Source organism: Bianquea renquensis (genome assembly GCF_014384895.1).
Classification (GTDB): Bacteria; Bacillota; Clostridia; order Lachnospirales; family Bianqueaceae; genus Bianquea; species Bianquea renquensis.
The window spans coordinates 29,551-54,672 of the sequence record NZ_JACRSQ010000004.1; the positions used below are offsets into that span (position 1 = coordinate 29,551).

The following is a 25,122-nucleotide window of genomic DNA, read 5'->3' on the forward strand; positions in this document are numbered from 1 at the left end:
AATGAAAATGATTTATTCCCGAAAACAGTCACAGAAACACCACGAACTTTTGAAAACGTTTCTACCGGGAGGAAAGTATAGCAGTTATGCCATAAAAGACTCCTCAAGCCCAATAGTATTTTGCCGTGGAAAAGGCAGTCGTCTTTGGGATGTAGATGGAAACGAATATTTAGACTTTAATTTGAAATCCGGTTCTGCGTTTTTAGGTCATGCGCATGATGAATTCAGTTCTGTACTTGGGGATTTTATCGGTGCGCCTTTCTTTGCGGATCACTATTCCAATGAGTTAGCCGCGTGTCGTTATTTGCGGCAATACATTCCCTGTTGTGAGGCGGTACGTTTCGGGTTGAGTGGAACGGAGATTGTATTGAATGCTGTTCGGTTGGCCAGAGCCTATACGCATCGCAGCAAAATAATTCGGTTTTATGGACATTACCATGGTAATGCGGACCCGCTCATTTATAGTAATAAAGTGTTAATAGAAAGACCGTTTCTCCGTCCATTTGTTACGGAAGGAGCCATAGACTCGCATATTGAAAATGACAACCTACTGTTGCCGTGGAATGACATAGAAGCTGTTGAGAAAGCCTTTCAGGATTATACCGAACAAATAGCAGCCGTGATTATGGAGCCAGTTGCTGTTAACGGTGGCGGCATTTATCCAAAAGAGGGGTATTTGGAACGGATACGTGAATTATGTACCAACAATAATGCCATATTGATATTTGATGAAATCATTACGGGTATAAGAATGGGATTGGGAGGAGCGCAGTCAGTTCTGAAAGTGGTTCCTGATTTATGCGTTCTTGGGAAAGCCGTAGGTGGAGGAATACCTGTTTCTGTGCTATGCGGTAAAATGGATATAATGAATGCTTATGAATCGGGCCGTGTTATTCAGGCGGGCACATTTAACGGCTATACATTAGGTCTTACAGCTATCGGTAGTGTTTTTCAGATAATAGAAAAACATGCAGATAATTATTACCAAAATATGGAACGTGTAATGAAAAATATTTGCAGTGTACTTTTTGAATCGGCAAAAAAGGTTGGATTCCCCGTATCTGTACAAGGCCCTTTAACATGTATGTCGATACATTGCACAGAGTCCGAATTAAAAAGCGTTGATGAATTTGACGGTAAGGTGCGATTTATGGATGGCGTTTTACGCGAATGTTTTATCGGGCATGGCATTCTTAATGCATACACATCAAGGATATATGCGAATATTAATTTAACAGAAGATGATGTCGAATTCTTTGGCAAACGGATAACCGGTGCCCTTGAGGATGCATCATTGCTTTTAAGTCGAATAAAGAGGGGTTGGGAATGAGTGGAAAGTTTTGGACGGCAGAAAATTTAAGTATTTCTGCGGCGGAATATCGGAAATATATGAAGACGCTTTCCCAAACCAAGCGAGTGTATGTCCGTATTTATACGGATACAGATCATTTCAACTCCATCCAGTTTATGTTAAACTCCGCATCGGGCGTTATTTTTCAGTTTGAGGACATCGTAGCTGACACTCCAATCTCCGATATGCAAAAATTAATAACGCCGTCTTGGGATACTTTTCTAAACCAAGCACGCCTTAATAATAGGGCACATATTAATTTCTTTTACGGAGATCCATATAAGCTGAATGTCTGCTTTGCATTTGCGTTTGATTTTGGAAAGGCATTTGAATATAATGCAAACTGGGAATTCAGTAATGCTGTAGATGCGATACCGACAGGGGTAGACGCTTACCGTACTGTTGTTCTTGATAATGACACGGTATGGATTGTTTTTTCCAAAAATGAAAATTTAGAGCGAAATACTTGGAAGAAAATACATCAAGACGATATTCTCATATTTTTGCCGCCTGCAGGTTATGGAGATCTTGTCATACTGCTGCCGGTTTTAGGAGAATATTTTTCAAAGCACTCAGATTGTTCATTCATTATCTATACGATGGATTTAGCAGCAGACGAAATAATTCATAAGACGTTTTCAGGATATTTCATCCGCGTTGTACACATTCCTAACTTATACCCTTCAAATATGTTCGCTCCTTTTTATTACAGAGAGGTTGCCATTTTTGCTCAATATATCAAACAAATAGAGGCTTCAAATATATATAATGAAGTCAAATGGTTGGCAATTGATGGAAATCAGCTCATTGCTCAAAGTGCATATGAATTTCTATCAAATATGCTGGATGTCGATCCCGATCACGCATTGGAAGTCTATCAGTACCATACATCCCAATTGCCTATTTTAGACGAAATTGAGAAGCTGAGAGAGACAAAACGCTATGTTGTAGGCTTGCAGTACCAATCTGATACGTTAAATCTTAAAGGAGAAAGAATCAAAGACTGGTCTGTTGAAAATGCCAGACAATTTCTTGTTATGTGTAAAGATGAACAAATAGGCGTTGTTAACTTGGTTCCAACAATTGAAAAGGATATAAAATGGGATATAAATGCTGAGTATGTGAGCATCCTTGACCTTTTCACGGTCATTGCGGCTTTAGATTGCGTTGTGAGTGTGGACAGCGTTAGCGGCCACATCGCAGGAATCACTGGCACAAATAATTTGACTATATGGAGTGCAAAGTCTTATTTTTATAAACCTTTAATGTTTGCTTATCGTCCACTTAGCAAAAATTATACAATTTGTACTGAGGCACACCTAACAGAAATTCCGCCAAAACTTGTTTTTGAAAAATTGAAAGCAATTTTAATAGGCAATTTGATGCTGCAAAAGAAAAGATTTTGTATGCAAGGCGTGGAACCCGCTGAATTAACGAACAATATAGAGTATTTTTGTCCGAAGGCGGTGAATAAAGATGAAAATAGATGAAAAAATGAAAGAAGGCATAACACTTCAACTTGAGAAAGAACCTCGTAGACAAAAAGCATTTTTGGTGTTTACGGTAGATAAAATTCTTGAAAAGGAAGTTATGCTGGAACCCGATGATAAGATAATTAATGGATATATCGATGCATGTGGAGAATGGACATGCAACGGGAAGACGGTTGCCAAAGGTGTGATTCACGATAAAAAATTGTCTGGGTATAACGCTGTTGATTTTACAGAGTTCATATCGGAAAGCAGACAAATTTATGCTGTGTGCAATTTCAGGACAAGCCGTTCGGTACGCGCGTTGCTTTATATTGGGTGTCTGTGCTCTGCAACTGTTTGGGTGAACGGACGCTGTATTGCTAGCGGATTACAGGATTGGAACGATGGATATATAGTATATATGCCTTTGGAACAAAATGATAATGATGTAGTAATTCGATTGTCGGTATATAAGGATTCTTATTATAAAAATCGTGTGCCTTTAGCTTTTTCCATCAGGACGGAAGCGGATCCTGATGTATCAGCACATCCGTTCAAAGATTATATTCGATACAATACTTTTGGGAAAACCGTTGTCGCTGACAGCGGATGGGATTGTCGAAAAACGCTTAAATACAGCTTTATGCTTTTGCCAAAAGATTTTTTTTCACGAGATCCCTCTAAGCTGCAAACTGTTTCTCTGAGAGATATATCCGGTATGGTATTGTTTTCTTGGGAGGTTTTGAATCAGAAGACTTATAATATTGAATTGAGTAAATTTCTTAAATTTGGTCCAGTTTTAGTATTGACTTTAGACAATTTAGAAGAGGGCCCGCGTAAATTGCAAACACTTCAGGTGGGTAACTTAGATGATCTCATATTGGATATCAGGCGTGACTGCGATGATATGTTTTATGAATGTGAGCAAGACAGACTTAATATCGAAAGTAGATTGAAATTATTAGAAGAATTTGAAGAAAAGTATACATTAAAAAAACCGTTTGAAAACAACAATATCAGCGGATTTATGCAGACATATTATGAGTTGAAGGAACTATTGGAAACATATAATGGTCATTTTCATAATTATCTGTTGGCTAAAAGATATGCAGGCGTCTTTTACCGTTCGGCATATGATGATTCGGTTGAACTATATAACATAGCTCTTCCGTCAACATACGGTGATGGCGAAAAGAAAAAAATGATTGTTTTTATGGGAATGGATCGTTATTCTTGGTATAGCAATTATTATCATGATGCTTACGCTTCATTGGATGCTATTATAGTTGATATTTCTTGTAGGGGATTTACCATGGGAAGCTATATCGGGGAAGTATCTTTCCTTGAATGTGTTAAATTGATTTGTGATATTTATGATGTGGATACAGATCGCATATATATGGTCGGATATGCGATTGGCAGTTTTGCAGCATGGTTTACTGCGCAGACTCATCCGGACCTTTTTGCTGCAATTGCTGTTTTATCCGGTACCCCATATTATAATAACATATGCAATTTACAAAACTTAAATATATACAATGTATGCGGTGATGGAGATAATTATCTGGAACATGGTTTACTACGAGCAGGCACTTATCTTCAGGAACATACAAAAGCCCATTACAAGCAAATTGTCCTTCCGGAAGCAGATGACAATACAGTGCGCTTGTTTAGTTATAATCATATAATCCCGCATTGGTTATTTCAGCATAAGCGTAATGTGGCTCCGGATACCTTGTGTTATAGAACGGAGCGGGGAATTCACAATAATTGTTATTGGATGAAAATTCTTAGTGTAATAGATAAATCTATGCATGCACGTTTGGAGGGAGTTGTAAAGGGCGCCACGGTTTATATACAGACAGAAAATATATCTGCCTTAATGATTAAACTGCCTAACAATATAAAATACGTACGGATTAACGGGATGGAGAGACCATATTATAAGACGCAAACAGGATCAAGAATTTATAGAGTAACTGTGGGAGAAGGTGTGAAAGAACTTTTCGCAACAGATCCCTATTTTCATTTATACGGTAATGGATTACTCCAGATTTATATGTCTAAAGTCAGTATTTTCGTAGATGTTACAGGTTGTGAGAAAGAAAGAGAAAAAAGAATTTTTGAAATGGCTGCCAGGTCTTTGCAACACCCCGTGTCGACTGGCACAGAGCCATACATTTATATAAATATTCCTATTATAGACAATACTCATCAAATTTGTCCCGCAGACATAGACGAGAATTTGATTTTAATAATAAACAGCAGTCAACACAACAGATACAAAATCTTCCTTGAAAATCCATTTGTAACATTTGATTCTAATGGACTTTGTTATATTGGAAAGAAATTTGGGGGGGAATATTGCGCCATGTTCATATTGCCGCATATGCACCACTTGGGAAAATATGTTCTATGCCTGTGCACGAATGACCCTAGTTACCTACGCTCATTTTTCTTTGCCAGAAAAATTCAGATTCCTACATATGCACAAGGAACCACTTCATTTTATAATCACTGTGCTATTTTTCTTATAAACGGAAGCTATAAATATGTCAAAAACTGGGGCGAAGAGATGAAAGACCTCGTTGCAAAGGAGGGGTAATTTGTACATTCAATCGCCATATATGGTGTTTTCGGTGGACAACCAACCTATATTAAATGCGATGGTAAATCTTATAGGCGACAATGGGATGAAACCTAAAGCCGATACAGTAAGTCTTTTTCTTGAATGCAGAGCGCCTCGACAATGGGATGCGTTATTACACAAATATGGGGAAGAATGTGCACTGTATGCGCGTCAAAATAATTATATCCTGCCGCAAAACCAGATGTGGCAACATTTTCATCTAAAGATAGCAGAAATTGAGATTAACAGGCATTGCAATTGGAGTTGTGTATATTGTCCGAATGCTTCAAATAAAATCGTTCATGAGTATATGCCAATGGATGTCTACAAGGAAATTATTAAAAAAATTATTCATTGTAGAACAATTCAATTTATAACATTCAATTTTTACAACGAGCCCACCTTAGACATTCATTTTGAAGAGCGTATCGCTTTTTTACAAGGCAGCGGGTTAAAGTTGATTATTCATACAAATGGTAGTGGGTTGACGAAAGATCGTCTGATGCTGCTGAAAGAAAGTGATCTTTTAGAAGCAATTAAATTTAATTTTCCAGTGACCGATGAGAAAACATTTGTTAAGATTACAGGATATCATGGATATAAAAAAGTTGTTGAAAATATTTATAATGCATTGAATATGGGGATTCCTGTCAGTTTTGTGGTAAACGGTAAAGAAATAGAATCAAAAAGAAATGGATTGGAGATACAACGTCTTTTTCAAATTGATCCCAGTCAAATTGATCTGGGGAAAACGACTTGGAGAGCGGGTGCTGTTCAAGGGTGGGAAGAAAAAAACGTTTATATCCCGGGTATATTGTCAGGCTGCCCAAATGTTATAACCTTTCTAACCATCGGTATTGATGGAGAATGCTATATTTGTTGCATGGATTATTTCAAAAAGTATCCTATTGGGAACATATTGGATATGGAAATTAATGAAATAATGAAAAGTGAAAAAGCCATCAATATCAGAAAAAAGGTTTGCGGATATTTGAAAAGCGATGCCAATTTTCTGTGTAGAAAATGCGAACATATGCAGTGGATGTCTTTATATAAAAGGCTTCTTAGAAGTCTCACTTAAATGATTGGTGTTTGAAAAAGGAGAGAGCGGACTGCTCGCCGACCTCTAAATTTGCATATAAATTTATATTGTGTTACTTGGCGGCATGAGATACGGCGACATTGTAATGTTTGCCTTCGGCCCGCTTCCTGGCAAGGTAAGCTGCGAAATTTGGATCATGGATGCAGACATATCTGGTCGCATTGAAAATGGCATAGCGTATGTCCTTGGAGAGGGACACTAAAAACTACTACTCTATAATACAAGGCGTGGTTAAAAGATGGACAATATAATGCTTGTTATTTCTCCATACATACAGTATGTCAGACATCCAGGAATGCCCATATTGATTGATTCATGGTTAGTTGACGAGCGTGTGACACTTGATACACATACTTGTTTTGTCTTATGGCAATGCAGAGAACCACAGTATGTTAATGAATTACGCAAGCAGTATGGAGAAGAAATTATAAACTTTCTTTGTGTAAAGAAATTGTTGCTACCGGTGGATAAAGTGTGGGAACAAAATAATATTAGGTTAGTAGAGCTTGAATGTACAACATTCTGCAACTACAAATGTGAATATTGCACCATTCCTGTAATACCCCGGGATCATTGTGTGATGGATATGATTTTATTTGAACGAATCATTGAAAAAGTGCTTAGACATCCGTCCATTCAATGGATTTCTCTCAATAATTACGGTGAACCAAGTATAGACCCGTTATTAATGGAACGTCTTGATGTAATTGCACAGACTGATCTTCAGATGGTTTTTAATACAAATGGATCTAGATTGGAACCTTTTTTGGATCGGTTGCGATGCATGAAAAAAAATATATATCATCTAAATTTTAATATACCCAGTATAGATAGGGACGAATATCATCAAATAACGGGTGGCGATTTGATGATGGTATTAAAAAATGTGAAAAAGGCAAACGATTTGGGCATAACAACTAAAATTATAGTAAATGGAACGCCAGATGAAGTAGAAAGAAAATATATAAAGTTTTTACATATGTTTCAGGCATACGAGAATGTAGAAGTATATAAATGGAAAACCAATGATAGGTCGGGAATTTTAAGTAATAAATACTGGCAAAATATTAAAAACAGTTATCCATTAACAGGATGCAGAAATCTTGTAAATTATCTGTTTATTGACGGCAAAGGGGATTTGTTCCTGTGCTGCAATGATTATAATAAGAAATTTGTATATAACAATATTAAAAACGGAGAAATCAGAGATCTCCTGCGTTCTCCAAAATTGATAGAATGGAAAAAAATCATATTCGGTAACAAAAACGGTTCAAAAGAATTTATTTGTATGCACTGTGCAGAAATGCGGGAATCCTTATGTGCATCGTATAAATTGAATGAAACCGCAAAGCAATGTCACTCTTTTCCGGATAATGGATAATAGGTCGCGTTCAAAAAAACAGCAATATATTATATATAAGATTGCAAAATTTTGCGTTTTATTATATAATATAATTGTAATAATAGCAAGAAATAAACCCAAAGAAAGGGATGAGTTCTATGCAACCATCAATACCGATAAGCATTCTTTTATCAAAAGAAATACAAAATGCTGTGCTTGGACAAGTTATACAGGATATGCAGCTACATTGCTTTAATGAGGGCGCCTATGTTCTTGAGACCTTGTCATTTGATCGGATTAAAGAATTAGTAGGGAAAAAGGTTGTACAGGCCAATGCAAATATCATACATGTGGAGGGAGGGCTGACTGCTGAATTTGGATACGATAATGGCGGAATACGGGTTTATGACAGAAAAAAAGAGCCGTCGACTTTGAAAAAGACACCGAAAACGGGAGGTTATACTGTAACCTTTGTTTTTGAAGACATTTGTTTAATGGTTGTTCTTAGTAGTTGGACGTGTCGGTTCAAAATATACGACGATTACCAATTGGTTCCGCGTTATCCATTAGATATCACAGATCCAACGGATTTTACATTTACACGGTTTAAAGAATGGCTGGATAGCAGAGGAAATATTGCTATTATTGATGCATGCGCGACCTATAAAGGCGCTTTTGATGTCTATATATCATTTATGAACTATATTCTATGGATGTGCGGAATACATCCAAAATCGAAATTAAAAAAACTAAGTGAAAATGATATACAATGTCTTTATGAAAATGTTGTAAAAATGGTTCGTGATTTTAAAGATGGAACATTGATAAGCGAATATGTGGATATAAACGGAAACAAAATATGCGGTAATAATGTATCGTTATCTCTTATGACTGGGAAAAATTATCAAAAGCCATGCCCAAAATGTGGTTCTCCTATTGAATCGGTAAAGGGATCAGGAACAAAACATTATTTTTGTCCCTGCTGTCAGGTATTAAAAAAGTGAGATTATATAGTAGGTAAAGATGGAACGGAGGAATCTCTTTTTGGAAAAATCATCTGCAGTAATCAAATATTCACTTACTGGTATGCAAAAACAAATATGGTATGCGCAGGAACAGCATAAAAATTCTTCGTTGTTTAATATAGGAGGATATACGCGCATTAAAGAAAAGGCAAACCTTTATGTACTTCAAAAGGCGATTGAGATGCTGTCGGATAGCTTCGATATGTTACAAGTGCGGTTTCAGTATGAAAATTATGAGGTGTACCAATATATAGAGCCATCGCCGCTAATTGTCGAAAAACGAAGTTTTGGGACGGAAAAAGAATTTTTGGGTTGGTGTGAGGCTGATATCAGGTTGGCGTTCGTAATGACGAATTCCAATCTTTACCGTTTCTATGTTTTTTCAATAGGGGATCAGGAAATCGGTTATTATGTTAAACTGCATCATATCATAGCTGATGGCTGGTCAATAAAATTGCTTACTGAACAAATTGCCAAGAATTACGATTCTATAATTACAAATCGCTCTATTGAAAATATAGAGCGATTTTCTTATTTGGCATATTCCGTAAAAGAGAATAAATTGCGCAACGAACATAATAAAGGGCATTGCACGTATCAGGATTTGCTGATTACATCTGAAGATCATACTATTTCCAGTACAGAATTAAGAGGAAAGCGAGACAGTTATTTTATAAATCCCTCATTAAAATCACAAATTGAAGCGTATATTCAGAAACAAAACCTTTCAATGAATACATTTTTTCTGGGAATATATATACTCACACAATACATAATGAAAGAGCAAAAATCATATGTAATTGGTATTCCAATGTTAGGAAGATATGGGTATATGGAACGTAAAATATTTGGTATGTTTGTCAGTACGATTCCGGTTCGTTTTACCGTTGACCCTGCGATATCTGCTAACGATTTTTTTAGATCTGTCGCTGCCAATCTTAGAGAAAACTTTAAGCATCAGAAGCGCTGTTTCAACTCAATTTACGAAAACCCAAACGTGTTTGGCAGAAGGAAACTATACAATGTTTGTGTAAATTATTATAATACCTCCATGCCAGAAATGATTGGAAATATGCCTGTTCATAACGAGGAACTATATTGTGGTGAACAAGATTATGCTATGCAAATGATCATTCGGCAATGGGATAATAATCAATTACAATTGGATTTTGATTATCAAACAGAAGTGTTTACAAGCGAAGAAATAAGTGCGTTGTTTTCACGCTTAATGCAGACAGTAACACGACTGATTGAAGATGAAAACACGTGCATCGTGGAATTACTGGAAAAAGAAGACGATATACACACATATTTCCCCCAAAAAACATTGTTTGACAAACCTAATCATGATGCGATATGGCTTGATATTTTTGAGGAAAATGCGTCTGCATTTCCGCATATGGTTGCCGTATCAAAGCAGGATGAAAAAATCACTTACGGAGAGTTGGACGCGGACACTAATCGGCTTGCACAACAGTTACTTCAAATGGGTTTGAAAAATAGGGATATAGTAGCCTGCATTATGCGACATGACATTTCATACTTAAAATGGATGATTGCTATATGGAAATGTGGTGCTGTCTATCTTCCGCTCGATCCAGATATACCGGAAGATAGGTTACAACAGATCATTACTGACAGCGGGGCGGTATTTGTTGTAGGTAATAAAGAGCCCCTGGAATTGTTAAACGTTTCTTCATTTTCTGGGGAGTCCATAAGTGTTTTGCCCCAAGCCGTAAAACCGGTTGCAAGTCAGCCTGCTTACATGATTTATACTTCCGGATCGACAAATAAGCCTAAGGGAGTGATTGTAAGCCATAAAAACCTTATGAATTATCTTTTGTGGGCAAGAAAAACATATGTAAAACGTCGTGGCGAAGTATTCGCACTTTATTCATCTTTTTCTTTCGATTTTACATTTACCAGTTTATTATTGCCTCTGGTGTGCTTAGGAGAAATCAGACTATTCCCGGGACATAAGGAACACAATGTCTTTCAAGATATTCTTTTCGATCAGAGGACTACGATATTAAAGATAACCCCATCCCATATACCGCTGATTTGTGATATACGTAAATTGCCTGGGGACGGTCCTATCCATACGATTATAAGCGGCGGAGAGGAATTGCACGCTCAGATGTGTATGAGGCTTGACCGGCTTTTTCACGGTAAAGTTCAAATATATAACGAGTATGGTCCAACAGAAGCAACTGTAGGTTGTGCTGCCTATTTATATGATGGCGAAAAATCCGGTTCTGTACCAATCGGTCATCCCATTGATAATACCGTCATCTACTTGCTTGATAAAAACGGAATGTCCCTATCGGATAACGAGATAGGTGAAGTTTATATATCAGGAGAAAGTGTAGCAATCGGGTATCATAATGAGAAGAAACAGGGGTACTTTTTGGATGACCCGTATAATCCTGGAAAACGTATGTATAAATCCGGAGACCTTGCCTATAGAAACGATAAGGGATTTCTAGTATATTGTGGAAGAATGGATGATATGGTAAAGCTGAATGGTCATCGCGTCCGACTGGGAGAAATTGAGCAAAAGATTCTTTCAAGCGGACTGGTTGATTCTGCTGCTGTCAAAGTTATAAATCGTAACGGGGGGGTATGGATTTGTGCGTATGTTGTGACTGATCAGGAAAATTGCAGCGATACCTTACTAGATACACTTCGCCGTGAATTGCCGGAATTTATGGTTCCGAAGCAAGTAATGCAAATACCACAAGTACCACTTAACAAAAACGGAAAGGTCGATCGTGCACGACTGCCGGATCCCCCAGTTCAGATCAAAGATGTTAATCGGCATAACGATGGAGAGCAGCTTAAACAACTAATGCGTGTTGCTCAGGATCTGTTTTTGCATCAAGACGTAAATTCCTCCACGAATTTTTTCTCAATAGGTGGTGATTCGATTAAAGCAATTCAATTATCATCGCGCCTTGGGGAAAAAGGTTACAATTTATCAGTAAAAGATATAATGCTACATCCCATATTTGAGGATATGTCAACATATATGTATACAACCCAAACAGAACGTAAGAGCGAACCTGTCAGAGGGATTGTGGACAAGCTCCCAAACGTGTGTTGGCTTATGACCCAAGGGGATGAAATAGCACAATGTTATCGTCAAAGTATCGTTATTAAGTTGAGCGAAGATGAACTGATGCAAAAGATTTATCAAGCTTTCGCTGTGCTCATGCAGTATCATGATGCCCTCAGAATGAATTTTGATACGAAAGCAGGATGCTTGTTTTATAATGACAATCATTTCGCTAAGGTTCCTCAAATTGAAATCATTCATACAGATAAAGTCTGGATAGAATATCAGGAAGAAATGATCCGCGCTGTGCATACAAAATTTGATTTAGTAAGTGATTTGCTATTTCGTGTTTATGCAATTTACGCACGCGATGGCATCTACTTATTTTTGATGTTTCATCATTTAATATCAGACGGGGTTTCTTTGCGAATTTTATTGGATGACCTATCAAATCTCTTTTCCAAATCGAATCTTGAGGTCACGCAAAATTATCCTAAAAAAACAGTATCATATCAGCAATATGCCAAAGCGTTTCTGGAAAGGTCAAAGTCCATGAAAATCGACGTTGAACATTGGAGTACCTACATGATTGAATCAGGAGACACAAATCGTTGGCTGTCACTAAAGCGAGATTCATGTGATTTTCAGATAAATGAGGAGATTTCTGAGCATATATTGGGTGATGCGAATACAGTATATCGTACGAAAGGCGAAGAATTATTGCTGATTGCCTGGAAACTCACACTTCAGCAGTTTTTAGGATTTTCATGTTTAATACTTGAAGCGGAATCACACGGCAGGGATGCATTTGAAAATATGGATACAAGCAGAACTGTTGGATGGTTCAGTATGGCATATCCAGTCAGTATTGAGGCTAAACAGGGCACAACCAGAGAAATTATTATATCTTATAAAGAACAGATACGTTCGGCTTTTCAGCGACGATATGAATATGGTATTTGTAAATGGATCAAAGGATATCAAATTCCGATGGTTCATATGGCGCGTTTTAACTATTTAGGCAATTGCGATTTGCCAAAAGGCACCCCCTTTAAGTTGGTAAGTGTGTTTCCTGATAACGCTTTAACCGCGCCGGATACGAATATTTATCCTGTGGAATTAGATATAGCCTTGATTCATGGAAAACTCCACTGCCGTATTATTTGTAAAGAACATCAAGCATCCTGGCTCGCAGATGTTTTTACGGAGCATCTGACAGAAATTGTGAAACATTGTCTATCCCAGGACAATTACACCTACACGCCTTCTGATTTTCCTGAAGCGGATTTAACACAACAAGAACTGGATATGATATTAGATGCGATATAATTCAGATTCCGATGCAAATAAAAAATCGGGAGAATGGTTACTATAATTTGATTATTACATCGGGATTAGCGTGGCATTACAGGATTATGTTATGTCGGTGAATTGTAGTCAGTTACAAAGCGTATTTATGGAATAACGGCGTTATGACGTGCTTTCACATTAGAAGAACGTTCAAATGTCAAGCGATGCTAAGGAACATAATGAGGCTGTTGCCTACATTGACCATGTGATATTATGCAATAACCAGCTTAGGTAGGTTTATAACACAAGTTTTGCAAAGATAAATTGTATGAAAGGTAGAGTAGCTATATGACCTCCAAAACGATTTGGCTCATAGCAGTAATCAATAAAGAAGACGAAAATACCGCATTTCTTGGTGTGAATGAATATTTAGGTATAGGGTATATAAAAGAAGTTCTTTGTAAGAACGGATATGATGCGCGAATACAAATTGCCCAATACGATAATGATTATGATTTCAGGCAAACTATCTCCGAAATGCCGATGATAATTGGTTTCAACATGTATTCAGATACATATAACCAAGTTTTCCATCTGGCTGCACAAGCAAAAATGGTTTATCCTAAAGCATATGTTATCATAGGAGGACCTCAGGTAAACGGGTATGAGGTTGAGATTTTAAACGATCACCCAGAAGTTGATTTTATTATTTCATATGAAGGTGAATACACCTTCCTTGCGTTGGCGGATCGATTGCGTGAAAATAAATCACTGGAAAATTGCGAAGGGCTGACCTTTCGTAGTGTGAATGGGCAAATAGTGAAGAATAAGCCCCGCAAGGCAATTGAAAACTTAGATGCACTTCCGTTTCCAAGCCGGGAGATACACGAAAAATATCGTCAGCAGTATCTCTATATTTCAGGAAGCAGAGGATGTAATGGAGGCTGTATTTTTTGTGGAGAGACGATGGCGCGAAAGAACGCGCCTAATGTACGGCTCCGCAGTGCAAAATCTATTGTAGATGAAATTGAATTTTTATATAAAAAATATAACATGACATCATTTCGTATGACAGACTCTACATTTGAAGATCCGGGGGAGCGAGGATTTAAGCGTGCAAATGAAATCTTTGATGAGATAATAAGTAGAAGGCTGGATATCGGACTTCATTTATTCAGCAGAGCAGATTTGGTTGTGTCTGAACCGGATGCATATTTCAACAAAGCGTATGAAGCTGGTGTTGAGTGCTTTTACATCGGCATAGAATCTGGTGACAGCGGAGATTTACATTTATACAAAAAGAAAAGCAATACTGATATCAATATGCAAGCCATAAATAAGATTCGCGCTGCCAATATTCACCTGGGTATGGGCTTTATTTGTTTTAATCCGTTTAGTACCTATGAATCCCTTAGGAATAATAACAATTTTATGCACGAGAGTGGGTTAGGACATAATTTTTATCTTTTGCAAACAAGACTTGAAGTATTACCGCAAGCGCCGATTCGTAAAAAATTAATTGAACAAGGGTTGATGATAGGTGATGCAGGATACTGCACACATTTTTATGATTATCACTTTTCTGATCCCTTAGTGGAAAAGTTTTATCATATAATTAAAAGAGCGTATACTGAACAGCCGGTGTATTATATGGATACGATACTGGGTATGAACCGGGTATGGATTAAACGATGTTTGACAGAAGAGAAAAGATTAAAATTTGATGATATGTATGCAAAATTTGACTCTCTGTGCCAAGAGTATGCTGAAAAGAATTTCCGTTTTTTTTCACAATGCCTTGACCTATGTTTTCATAAAGCATCTGATGAACAAATTGATAACTTAATTCGAGAATATAATCTGAATGAGTTGTATCAACTTTATTTGGCGCAGTATAACAAAATCAATATTAGGGTAACAAAAGAACGTGTCATGTATCACTTGAAATAAATATCACTTATTTTTTAGAGTTTCCGATTCTTGGTTCGCGTCCCCTTAATCTCTAAACTCTTGGAGGATTGTATGGCAGAAGCAGAAAGAGCAAGTAATATATTTCATCTTTCAGTTTCCGAATATCGCAGACACATAAAAATACTTAATCAAAAAAAAGCGAAATATGTTCATATTTATACAGACTATACTCATGCAATGCAGGTTTTCACTATGCTTGCGTCTACTTCGGGCATTATTTTTTTGCTTGAAGGAGTTTCAGTCAAAGCAAGCTTGTTAAAAGAAATTTCAGTGCTTTCTTGGGAAGCTTTTCTTAAAGAGGCTAATAAAAATGATGGAATGTACTTGAAACTGTATTATGGGGATCCGTATTCCTTGTCTATATGTTTTGTGTTTGATTTTTATTTGGGAACGGATAATAGCTATCAGCCCTCACTTGAATTTGAATATCTTTTTAAGACAGTACCAGTTGATTTTAGTGCTTATCGTATTGAAACGTGCGGCAATGGAATAATGATTGTTTTTTCCCATACTGCGTCCTTAGAACGAAACAAGTGGAGGAATAAGCTTAGAAAACATATTATTCTATTTTTACCCGTAATTGGCTACGGAGATCTTGTTATAATGCTGCCGCTCTTTAGAGAGTACTTTTTGAGTCATAAAGATTACAGCGTAACAATTTATTCGGCAGATCAAAAAGTCAATACAATGGTAAAACATTTTTTTCCTTCTCTTTCGATTGAAGCTGTAAGTTTGGATTTTTTAGATTATAGGAATAAGCCAGTACCGCTGCACTATAAACAATTATCCCTCTTAGTTCAGTGCGTAGAACAGATTTCGCATTCCGGTATTTACAAAGAAGTAATACTGTTAAAGCTGGACGATAGCCAAATGCATATGCAAAGTGCATATGAAACATTTGCTCGTTCAATGCACGTATATCCCAATAATGCGTTAAAATTATTTCAATATCCTATTGCAGATATGCCAATATTGGACGAAGTATTATGGCTGCGTAAAACAAAGCGTTTTGTTATAGGTATGCAATACCAGTCAGATACAGTTGATATGAAAGGAAATAGGATGAAAGACTGGTCTGATAAAAATGCAAAACAATTTCTTCGTATGTGTAAACAGGAGCAAATAGGTGTAATTAATCTTGTTCCTATAACAGGAAAAGAACTTATTTGGGATGCAAATGCGGATAAAGTAAAGATTTGGGATCTTCTTGGAATTATTGCGGCCTTGGATTTCGTAGTCTGTATTGACAGTGTTTGCGGGCATATTGCCGGTCTTGTAGGGACGAATAATCTACGCATTTGGAGCTCTCAATCTTATTATAACCAACCTGCAATTTATGCCTATCGACCTTTACGTTTGAATTATACGATTTATACGGGTACCAACTTGGCTGATATACCACCCAAATTGGTTTTTACCAGGTTAAAGGAAATCTTACACGGCAAAATAATTTTACAAAAGGAACGATTCGCTATGCAAGGCGTAGATGCAAATCAATATGCGCTAAATATGGAAGAATATTGCATAAAAAATAAAAATATATAGAAATATTGGCGTAGTCAAAAAAGAATTTTTTGTTTACTTAAAAATTGATTATAGAAAAAATCAATGGTAAATTGAAAATCTAACTTCCAGATGTATGAGAAACGTGAAAGAGCTGGCTTATTCTATTTTCAGTAAATATGGCTGAAGGGTCACAGCATCCGCCGCGATGCGTTCAATCCCCGTTTTAGGGCACAGATGGTGAAAAATTCTATCAGTATACCATGCTGGAGGAAGCCAGCAGAGAACGGTTTATCTACGTATACAGAGAAAACAGCAGCTATTCCACAGTGGACTTTGTGCAGCGGGCGATCATCTACTTCGGGTATGCTCCGGATGAGATACAGACAGACAACGGCGGAGAGTTCACACATACACAGAAAACCAGTGCATACATCCTCTGGATTTCCTCTGCAACGATCGGAACATTAGACATAAACGAATCAGACCCAAAACACCTTGGCACAACGGAAAAGTAGAACGTAGCCACCGCAATGATCAGGAGAGATTCTATACTCATCTTAGCTTCTACTCCTATGAGGACTTGCAGAAACAGATCAAGCAATACCTGAAGCGATCCAATCAAATTCCCATGTCGGTTCTAGGCTGGAAAACACCCCTCCAGAAACGGCAGGGTTGGAGGCCGCCCGGTTTTGCTGACGGAGGAAGGCATAGACCGAAGTCAGCAAAACCGATTCTCATCATTGACAAATGAACAAAAAATCAATGCTAAAAATAAATTTTCTGTTGACTTTTTTTAATATTCTGGTTATAATAAAACATATTTATATATCCCAAGAGAGTGAATAAATGTTTGATCAAATATTTTTATTGTTATTTAGCGAATAATTCTTAAGTGAGGTGGCAATATGTGAACTATTGAACTTGTAAAATTGTAAAAGAATATTATTTAGAAGATATTCTGACGGCTTTGTCAATGGTATACTACATCATTATTGGAATACGTTACAAATAGCAATACAATGGAGTTTGTTCTCAATTGGCATCTACATATTACTGGGGAAATATTGCTAAAAGTTATGACAATATCCTCAACATGCAGCTAACATGTGATTTTCATAAGTGAAAAAATTTATTTATGATAGCTTAGTGAAGGAGGTTAAGTATGTTAAAACCATATATTGTAAAGAAGGATATCATAAGATTTGTAGGTAAAAGCATAAAAATAGACAATGTTGATCTTATTGGTGAAAGCATTGGTTCATTATTCGGACAAATGAAAGAGATTTTTTGTAAGGTTCATGCCCAGATAGATGACAAATTTTATGGTATAACAGTCAATTTTGCTAATGGAACTGAAAATAGCTGCAGAAGTTATTGGTTATGCAAAGAGGTGGAAAGTTTGTGGCATAATAATGAAATCGGAAATTGGGAAAGAATGGAATCTGCTATGGAAACACTAGTATTACCAGCAACCCGCTGGCTGTATATTCCTGTCAGATATGATGATCCATTTGTAAAAAGCTTAGCGCCAGAAGAGTGCCGTGAAGATCCCTCCCAGTTAACGAATTATGTTTATGGTTGGGCGCATAAATGGATACAAGAAAACGGATATACACAACAGGATTATCCATTTGAACTTGAAATTTATGGACTAAATGATGGATATGAGGAAGTAGAAGGTGGAGCCAATATTACTTTAGCTGTCCCCATTGTCTAATGCGAAAAATAATTCAGCCAATCCTTAAATAGCTTAGGCTGCATAGTATATGTAAAGATTTTACCTTCCCTTTGCAAAGTATATGACACAATATATTAAGCAGTTCTGCTTAGCATTGCAGAACTGCTTAATATTTTAATAGAAAAGAGCAAGTAAATCTTGAAGAAAATCAGAACTTTAAAAACGCTGAAAGGATTAAATAATGCAAAGGCAAAAGATAGTGTGAAATGCCTGCAGGTGAATTTATGGTTTTATTAGGAGTTTATTTAGGGAATCATGATAGTAACATAGCTATATCTATAGATGGAAAGGTGAAATACTTGAAATCTGAACGTGTAACCGGAGTAAAACATCATAAGGCCAATTTTGATTACTTCAAAAATGTTTTAGCATCCTGGAAAATAAAATCTATAGATGCCATTGCATTTACAGATGGCAATAGAAATGGATTGGGATGTTGTGAACATAACCAGCTTTTTAAGCAAATTACTCCTCTTTATGAGAATATACCTACATTTTGTATTGATCACCATTACTCGCATATTTTAAGCGCGTGGCCGTTGGTGTCATCAGAGAATGTTGGTGTTGGAATTGCAATTGACGGAACAGGGGATAACAATATTCGAATGGCTGTCATCTCCAACCCTGGTTCTTTGAATCCTCGATACGAGTATTTTACTAAAAGGAAAGGAATTGGGAATCTATTGGTTACAATAGGTTCTTTTGCAAATCTTGGGGGAAATGGACTTGATTATGCAGGTAAAATAATGGGAGCGCAAGCTTATGGTACCATTGACTATGATTTTGTTAGAAAAATTAATTGTTCCGAAATTCTGGAACATTTATTTGATTTCATTTCAAGAATTCCTTGGCGCGGTGAAGTTCCCCTATTTACTCCAAAATTTTTTGATTTTCATAATCAGTCCTTTTTAGATTGGCTCTCTACAATTCATTACGTTATTGAATGTGCTGTGGTGGAGTTATTTCAGAAGTATTGTAATCGTGAACAGTATATTGTATATACGGGGGGGTGCGCTCAAAATACTGTATACAATGAAAAATTATTTCAAATGTATCCCAATTTAATCATACCTCCACATTGTTACGATGGAGGTCAGTCTTTGGGGTGCCTGGAGTTTTTAAGAATATATTATTCTCAAGAACCATTTTCAACCAACAATTTTCCGTATTGGCAGGATGACAATGAAAAAGAGATGCCGGACGAAAAAACGATTCATAAGGTTTCTGAGTTATTATGCAGCGGGAAAATTGTTGGATGGTTTCAGGGGCGTGGAGAAATAGGTCCCAGAGCATTAGGCCACCGTTCCATTTTAATGGATTGTAGGAATAAAAATGCAAAAAATATTATTAATGAAAAAGTAAAGCATCGTGAGCCATGGAGACCATTCGCTCCAAGCGTTATAGAGTCTCAGGCAAACAATTGGTTTTATATAAATGTACCTAGCCCCTATATGTTAAGAGCAGTAAAATCGAGAGAAAATGTTCAGGATATTATTCCGTCAGTTGTACATAGAGATGGTTCTAGCAGAATTCAAACGGTCGCTGAATGTGATAACATTATGGATCCGTTTTTCATGCTGTTAAAAGAATATTATTCTTTAACTGGTGTGCCGATGCTCTTGAATACTTCGCTTAATGCCGGAGGAGGTCCGATTTTCGGCACACGTGACCAATGTATTGATTTTTTTAAGTCAATACCAATGGATGCAATGTGTATGGGAAATGAACTTTTAATCAAGTAGAATTAAGGCCGACATTTTTATGATGGAAAATAATCAAATGCAGATAAGTATTATTGTCCCTGTCTATAACGTCCAAGAGTATGTTACAAAATGTGTGGAAAGTATCTTGACGCAAAAGTATTTCAATTTGGAAATTATATTAATCGACGATGGTTCAACTGATAATAGCGGTTTTGTGATTGATTCGTTAGCGAAAAAAGATCATAGAATACGGTGTGTTCATCAGGAAAACATGGGATTGTCTGCCGCACGAAATAAAGGGTTAGACCTTGCGAATGGGCAACTATTAGGATTTGTAGATGGCGATGATTGGATTGAAATTGATATGTACGAAAAGTTGTATAAGGATTTGGTAACAAATGATGCTGATATATCCATTTGCAGTATTGCAGGTGTAAATGAAGATGATCCAAATCATCACGAAAAAAGCTTAAAAGAAAGCGCGGTGTTTGTGAATCAGCCGGCGATATTAGACGATACACTGGAAATTGTTAGATTTTGTATATTATCTAAAAATGTACCGGCTTGGAATAAGTTGTATAAACGACATTTATTTGACGGGGTAAGATATCCCACCAATAAAATTTATGAAGATTGTTTTACTACTTATCGTGTTATGGAAAAAGCGAAAAAAGTAGTAGTTTCCCCTGAAATAAAGTATCATCATGTTTTTCGCAAAAATAGCATTTCGCATGCAAAAATTTCAGTGAAAAATTTTGCCATGTTAGAGGCATTTATAGAGCAACATGAGTATCTATCAAAAAAATATCCTGAATTAGAGAAAGAAACCCGTAAAAATATGTTTTTGATGTTGCTGGTATTTTCTAAAATTCTATATGAAAGCAATCATATTTTTACATTTCAAAATGAGTTAAGTAATATACTAAATAGAATTAGGAAATATTCTTTATCTGATTGTGGCCTTTTGCATGAAGATGAACAATTATTAAAAATGATTTTCACAGACTTGCGCCAATATATTATCGCCTTAAAGATAATTGAAAACAACTCGCAAAGTTAATATTTCATGTCTCTGTTCCTAAGGTTGTTATGAAAAAGTATGAAAAGAGAATGTGACTATACATTCTTGTAGTGAGATGATATAAATTAATGAAATACATTAAAAGAATGGAAGACCTAATAATGGAGATATAAAGTTTTTAGGTGTCATTTTGTCAAGGGATGGATTTTGCCAGCCCAATGATACGCCATTACCCGGAACTCGGTTAAGAGAAAAGTGTTGGTGTAGCCCTTAAAAAATTTTTATTTGTTTAGGTCGATATGGGCCACCACTTCATTGAAAGTATATACCGGATCATTTATTTCAATCATTCTTTCCATATCCACTGGTAATTTCAGCTGGATTGGTGTATAATTCATTTTTGTGGTATTCATTTTTGTCCAAGAAAATTTTACCACAAAACGGCTGCTCCCTCAACCGGGTGCAGCCGTTTCCTTTTATGTTTTTTGCAGCCAGCGCCCGGAGGCACTGGCTGCATTGCTGAGAGGCTTTTTTAACAGCCCCAACAGACTGCTTTTAACAAAGTTAGAAGCCCTTCCACGGGTGTCTGTGTTAGCTGTTATTGCTCTTCTGATCTCAATGTTATAAACAGGCAATGATTAAAATTGTGTTACAGAGTAAAGGGGAATAGAACTGTAGAGTCCAGTTATCCCATCAGGTTTACTAAACATAACGTAATGCTAGTTTTATATCATGTTAGTTTGCCTTAAAATTATTCAGTAAACAAGTATAACATAACAGGAGGAGATTCCCATAAACCAACATAAACTCTACACATCCGAATCTGTGACAGAAGGTCACCCAGACAAACTCTGCGACAAAATCTCCGATGCCATTTTAGACGCATATCTCGCAGGTGACCCACAAGCGCGAGTAGCCTGCGAAACCGCAGCTGCCAAGGACTCTCTAACGATCATAGGAGAAATAACGTCCCATCATTCCGTCGACATTGTGAAAACAGCGAAGCGAGTGGCTTTAGAAGTAGGATATATCAGCGATGAACTAGGATTCGATGGCAACACCTGTAGCTTTCATACATGCATACACAGTCAATCAGACGATATATCCAGAGGCGTGTCGAAAGCAAGAGATGCAGAAGAGTCCGCGTTCTATTCCAAAACGGGTGCCGGCGACCAAGGCATGATGTTCGGCTACGCTTGTACGGATACAGATGAGTTGATGCCCGCGCCCATCTACTATGCCCACAAGCTTTGCCGGCAACTGAGCGCCGTACGAAAACAAGGTATCCTTCCCTATCTAGGACCAGATGGGAAATCCATGGTCACCGTACGGTATGAGGAAAATAAACCCGTTAATATCGAAACCATCGTCATTTCAACCCAGCACCGGGCCGATGTGGAACAAAAAAAGATTTTCGACGATCTCGTTCAGCATGTCATTCACCCCATCATCCCACAACAGTTGCTGAGCGACGATACAAAAATTTATGTCAATCCAACAGGGCGTTTCGCAAAGGGAGGACCTGCGGCCGACGCGGGCTTAACAGGCCGCAAGATTATCGTGGATACATACGGTGGAATCGGACGGCATGGGGGAGGCGCCTTTTCCGGCAAGGATCCAACGAAAGTTGATCGCACAGGGGCATATGCTGCGCGATACGTGGCAAAAAATATTGTGGCAGCGAACATCGCGAAGCGGTGTGAGGTTCAGATCGCTTATGTCATCGGAATGGCGAAACCAGTGTCCGTCTATATCGATACCTTTGGGACGAGCCAGTATGAGGAGGAGAAGATCAGCAGAGCGGTACAAGCGATTTTTGATCTGCGCCCGGCGGCGATTATCGACCAATTCCAGATGAGACGGCCCATCTATGAGCAGCTCTCCGCCTACGGCCATTTTGGACGCGAGGATCTGGAGCTTCCCTGGGAGAAGACGGATAAAGTTGATGAAATCCGGGAAATGCTGTACTGCCAATAAAGAGATGGCGAAAACGGTTATAACGGGAATGGGCGTCATATCCAACGCCGGATTGACTCTGGACGCGTATTGGCGATCTCTGTTTACCGGGCAACTGATCTATGGACCACTTCCATGGCTAGAAAACGACCCACAATTCCGCGTTAAAATCGGCGCCTATATTACATCATCAAAATGGAACGAGAATCTTCCAGTATCCATACTAAGCCGGTATGGAAAGGCGGCATGCTACAGTGCCAGCGCCGCCTTGCGGGCCATTGAGGATGCCGAATTCGATATTCAGACAATGGATACAAGACGAATTGCCATCGTCATTGGAACGACTATGGGGGAGATACAGACCGAAGAACAAATTGCAAAGGCACTGAAAAAAGATCCTCAGTACGACAATCCACAGTTGTTCCGCCAATACCGATCTGACAACATTCTACAGGCGGTTCGCGATGTGACAGGTGCCCAAGGAAGGGGATATGTAGTTCCGGCTGCCTGCGCGGCAGGGAATTACGCTCTGGCTTTGGCACAGCGCCTTTTACACTGGAATGAGGCCGATCTAGTTATCACAGGGGGCGTGGACGCCTTTTCCATGGTGGCTTTTGCGGGATTCCAGCGCTTGCTATCCCTCGCGCCCGATTCCTGCCGTCCCTTTGACCGGAACCGGCGAGGTTTGGTTTTGGGAGAGGGCTGCGGGATGTTGCTGTTAGAACGGGAACGGGAGCGAAACAGTCAAAAAATCCATGGCTACATAAAGGGAATTGGGCTGGCATCCAACGCATATCATATGACCTCGCCTCACCCGGAAGGCAGAGGGGAAAAGGCCGCTATGGAAAAAGCACTACAGAATGCCGCGCTGCCAAAGGAAAAAATCGACTGTGTCATTGCCCATGGGACCGGGACAAAAGCCAATGATCGAATCGAGTCCATTGCCATTCAACAGGTATTCGGCCAACAGTCACCCTATGTCTGTTCTGTAAAGTCCATGCTGGGGCATTCCATGGGGGCGGCAAGTACGCTAGAAGTGATCGCCGGTATGCTCATGATGCAGAAAGGGTATCTGTTGCCGACAGCCAACTATGAGACGAGAGATCCGGACTGTGATCTCAAGATCCTGAAAGGTAACCCGGTGCACAAAAATCTATCGTATATTCAATGTAATTCTTTTGCCTTCGGCGGCCAGACGAGCAGCGTCATAATCGGAGTAAAGCCATGAAACAGAGAGTCTATATCCAAGCATCCGCTTCCTATAGCGAGATCCAAGAAAAACGGCCCTTTTCAAACCGTGATCTCGACCGAATCAGCCAGATGTGTATTCAGACAGTGGAAAGAGTATCCGCGGCCGCCCAGATTCAGGATCGGAATGTACCGCTATTTGTGGGGACAGCCTACGGATGTTTAGCAAGCTTATATGAATTTAACCATGTCTATGAATCGGAGGGAGCGCTGCGTGTCAACCCCAGTTTGTTTCCCAACGCGGTCTTAAACGCGCCGGCGTGCAGAACCGGAATTTCCTTTCAGATACAGGAACCGATGTATACGATCTCCAATGGACGGAGTTCTGGCATTGATACATTGGAGCTCGCATATCTGTATATCGCTCACAATGAAATTCGAGAAGCGATGGTCTGTTTGGTCGAGGAGGATTCCCAGATTGCCAGAAAGATTGCAGGTCATTCCGTATCAGAAGGGTGCTTCGCATTTCACCTCCAGACAGAAAAGGGAAAAGTAGAAATCAAAGAAACCAGTTATGTATTTGAATTGCAAGAGATACAAAGGGATAGCGATCAACAGGCAGCGGATACAATGGCCTTCTGTACTTTGGTTCATGAATTTGTATCGGATTGGGAGCCCAAAGATGGGAGTAGCCGCTGTCTGTGCTTAGAAAGAAAAAGAATTGCCTTAGAAAGAGTATGATTCATTAAGTGCCGCGAAAACGGCAGCAATGC

At 38.2% G+C, this 25,122-nt stretch carries 15 protein-coding genes and 2 pseudogenes; 16 read left to right on the plus strand and 1 reads right to left on the minus strand.

What is annotated here, in order from left to right; translation table 11 throughout:
* The first annotated feature begins 1 nt into the window (after position 1).
* From H8730_RS04050 to H8730_RS04065, 4 genes are read left to right on the plus strand one after another with little or no spacing between them, the layout of a single operon-like run.
* Positions 2–1,330 carry an aspartate aminotransferase family protein gene (locus H8730_RS04050; protein WP_177719313.1) on the plus strand — a complete coding sequence of 443 codons (1,329 nt, stop codon included), beginning with the start codon at positions 2–4 and terminating at the stop codon, positions 1,328–1,330.
* Positions 1,327–2,841 (plus strand): glycosyltransferase family 9 protein, encoded by a 1,515-nt coding sequence (locus tag H8730_RS04055; RefSeq protein ID WP_249289415.1) that lies wholly within the window; start codon positions 1,327–1,329, stop codon positions 2,839–2,841. Before H8730_RS04050 ends, H8730_RS04055 begins: the two co-directional genes overlap by 4 nt.
* Positions 2,828–5,428 carry a hypothetical protein gene (locus H8730_RS04060; protein ID WP_249289416.1) on the plus strand — a complete coding sequence of 867 codons (2,601 nt, stop codon included), beginning with the start codon at positions 2,828–2,830 and terminating at the stop codon, positions 5,426–5,428. The genes H8730_RS04055 and H8730_RS04060 overlap by 14 nt, the downstream gene beginning before the upstream one ends.
* A gap of 1 nt (position 5,429) precedes the next feature.
* On the plus strand, positions 5,430–6,533 hold the full coding sequence (locus tag H8730_RS04065; RefSeq protein WP_249289417.1) for a radical SAM/SPASM domain-containing protein: 1,104 nt from the start codon (positions 5,430–5,432) through the stop codon (positions 6,531–6,533).
* Positions 6,534–6,606: 73 nt separating this feature from the next.
* On the opposite strand, the pseudogene H8730_RS04070 reads toward H8730_RS04065, so the two are convergent.
* Positions 6,607–6,744 (minus strand): annotated as a pseudogene (locus tag H8730_RS04070) (IS110 family RNA-guided transposase); the annotation flags it as partial.
* Positions 6,745–6,858: 114 nt separating this feature from the next.
* Here H8730_RS04070 and H8730_RS04075 point away from each other — a divergent pair.
* The 12 genes and pseudogenes from H8730_RS04075 (at position 6,859) to H8730_RS04130 (ending at position 25,090) form a co-directional block, all read left to right on the plus strand.
* Positions 6,859–7,935: a radical SAM/SPASM domain-containing protein gene (locus H8730_RS04075; protein WP_249289418.1), complete on the plus strand. Its 1,077-nt coding sequence runs from the start codon at positions 6,859–6,861 to the stop codon at positions 7,933–7,935.
* Between the two features lie 119 nt (positions 7,936–8,054).
* Positions 8,055–8,900: a zinc finger domain-containing protein gene (locus tag H8730_RS04080; protein ID WP_249289420.1), complete on the plus strand. Its 846-nt coding sequence runs from the start codon at positions 8,055–8,057 to the stop codon at positions 8,898–8,900.
* A gap of 40 nt (positions 8,901–8,940) precedes the next feature.
* Positions 8,941–13,305, plus strand: coding sequence for an amino acid adenylation domain-containing protein (locus tag H8730_RS04085; RefSeq protein WP_249289422.1), 4,365 nt, complete (start codon positions 8,941–8,943; stop codon positions 13,303–13,305).
* Between the two features lie 309 nt (positions 13,306–13,614).
* Positions 13,615–15,216, plus strand: coding sequence for a B12-binding domain-containing radical SAM protein (locus H8730_RS04090; RefSeq protein ID WP_177719306.1), 1,602 nt, complete (start codon positions 13,615–13,617; stop codon positions 15,214–15,216).
* A 72-nt stretch (positions 15,217–15,288) separates the two neighbouring features.
* Positions 15,289–16,782 (plus strand): hypothetical protein, encoded by a 1,494-nt coding sequence (locus tag H8730_RS04095; RefSeq protein ID WP_177719305.1) that lies wholly within the window; start codon positions 15,289–15,291, stop codon positions 16,780–16,782.
* Positions 16,783–16,982: 200 nt separating this feature from the next.
* Positions 16,983–17,413 (plus strand): annotated as a pseudogene (locus H8730_RS04100) (DDE-type integrase/transposase/recombinase); the annotation flags it as partial.
* Positions 17,414–17,905: 492 nt separating this feature from the next.
* Complete coding sequence (locus H8730_RS04105) at positions 17,906–18,460, plus strand: GyrI-like domain-containing protein (protein ID WP_177719303.1); 555 nt, start codon at positions 17,906–17,908, stop codon at positions 18,458–18,460.
* A gap of 227 nt (positions 18,461–18,687) precedes the next feature.
* Complete coding sequence (locus H8730_RS04110; protein WP_249289423.1) at positions 18,688–20,223, plus strand: carbamoyltransferase C-terminal domain-containing protein; 1,536 nt, start codon at positions 18,688–18,690, stop codon at positions 20,221–20,223.
* A 19-nt stretch (positions 20,224–20,242) separates the two neighbouring features.
* Positions 20,243–21,244, plus strand: coding sequence for a glycosyltransferase family 2 protein (locus H8730_RS04115; protein WP_177719302.1), 1,002 nt, complete (start codon positions 20,243–20,245; stop codon positions 21,242–21,244).
* A 753-nt stretch (positions 21,245–21,997) separates the two neighbouring features.
* Complete coding sequence (gene metK / locus H8730_RS04120; RefSeq protein WP_177719338.1) at positions 21,998–23,182, plus strand: methionine adenosyltransferase; 1,185 nt, start codon at positions 21,998–22,000, stop codon at positions 23,180–23,182.
* The gene (locus H8730_RS04125) at positions 23,151–24,389 is read left to right on the plus strand and encodes a beta-ketoacyl-[acyl-carrier-protein] synthase family protein (protein ID WP_177719301.1); all 1,239 of its coding nucleotides are present in this window, start codon (positions 23,151–23,153) and stop codon (positions 24,387–24,389) included. The genes metK and H8730_RS04125 overlap by 32 nt, the downstream gene beginning before the upstream one ends.
* The gene (locus H8730_RS04130) at positions 24,386–25,090 is read left to right on the plus strand and encodes a beta-ketoacyl synthase N-terminal-like domain-containing protein (RefSeq protein ID WP_177719300.1); all 705 of its coding nucleotides are present in this window, start codon (positions 24,386–24,388) and stop codon (positions 25,088–25,090) included. Before H8730_RS04125 ends, H8730_RS04130 begins: the two co-directional genes overlap by 4 nt.
* The last annotated feature ends 32 nt before the right edge of the window (positions 25,091–25,122 follow it).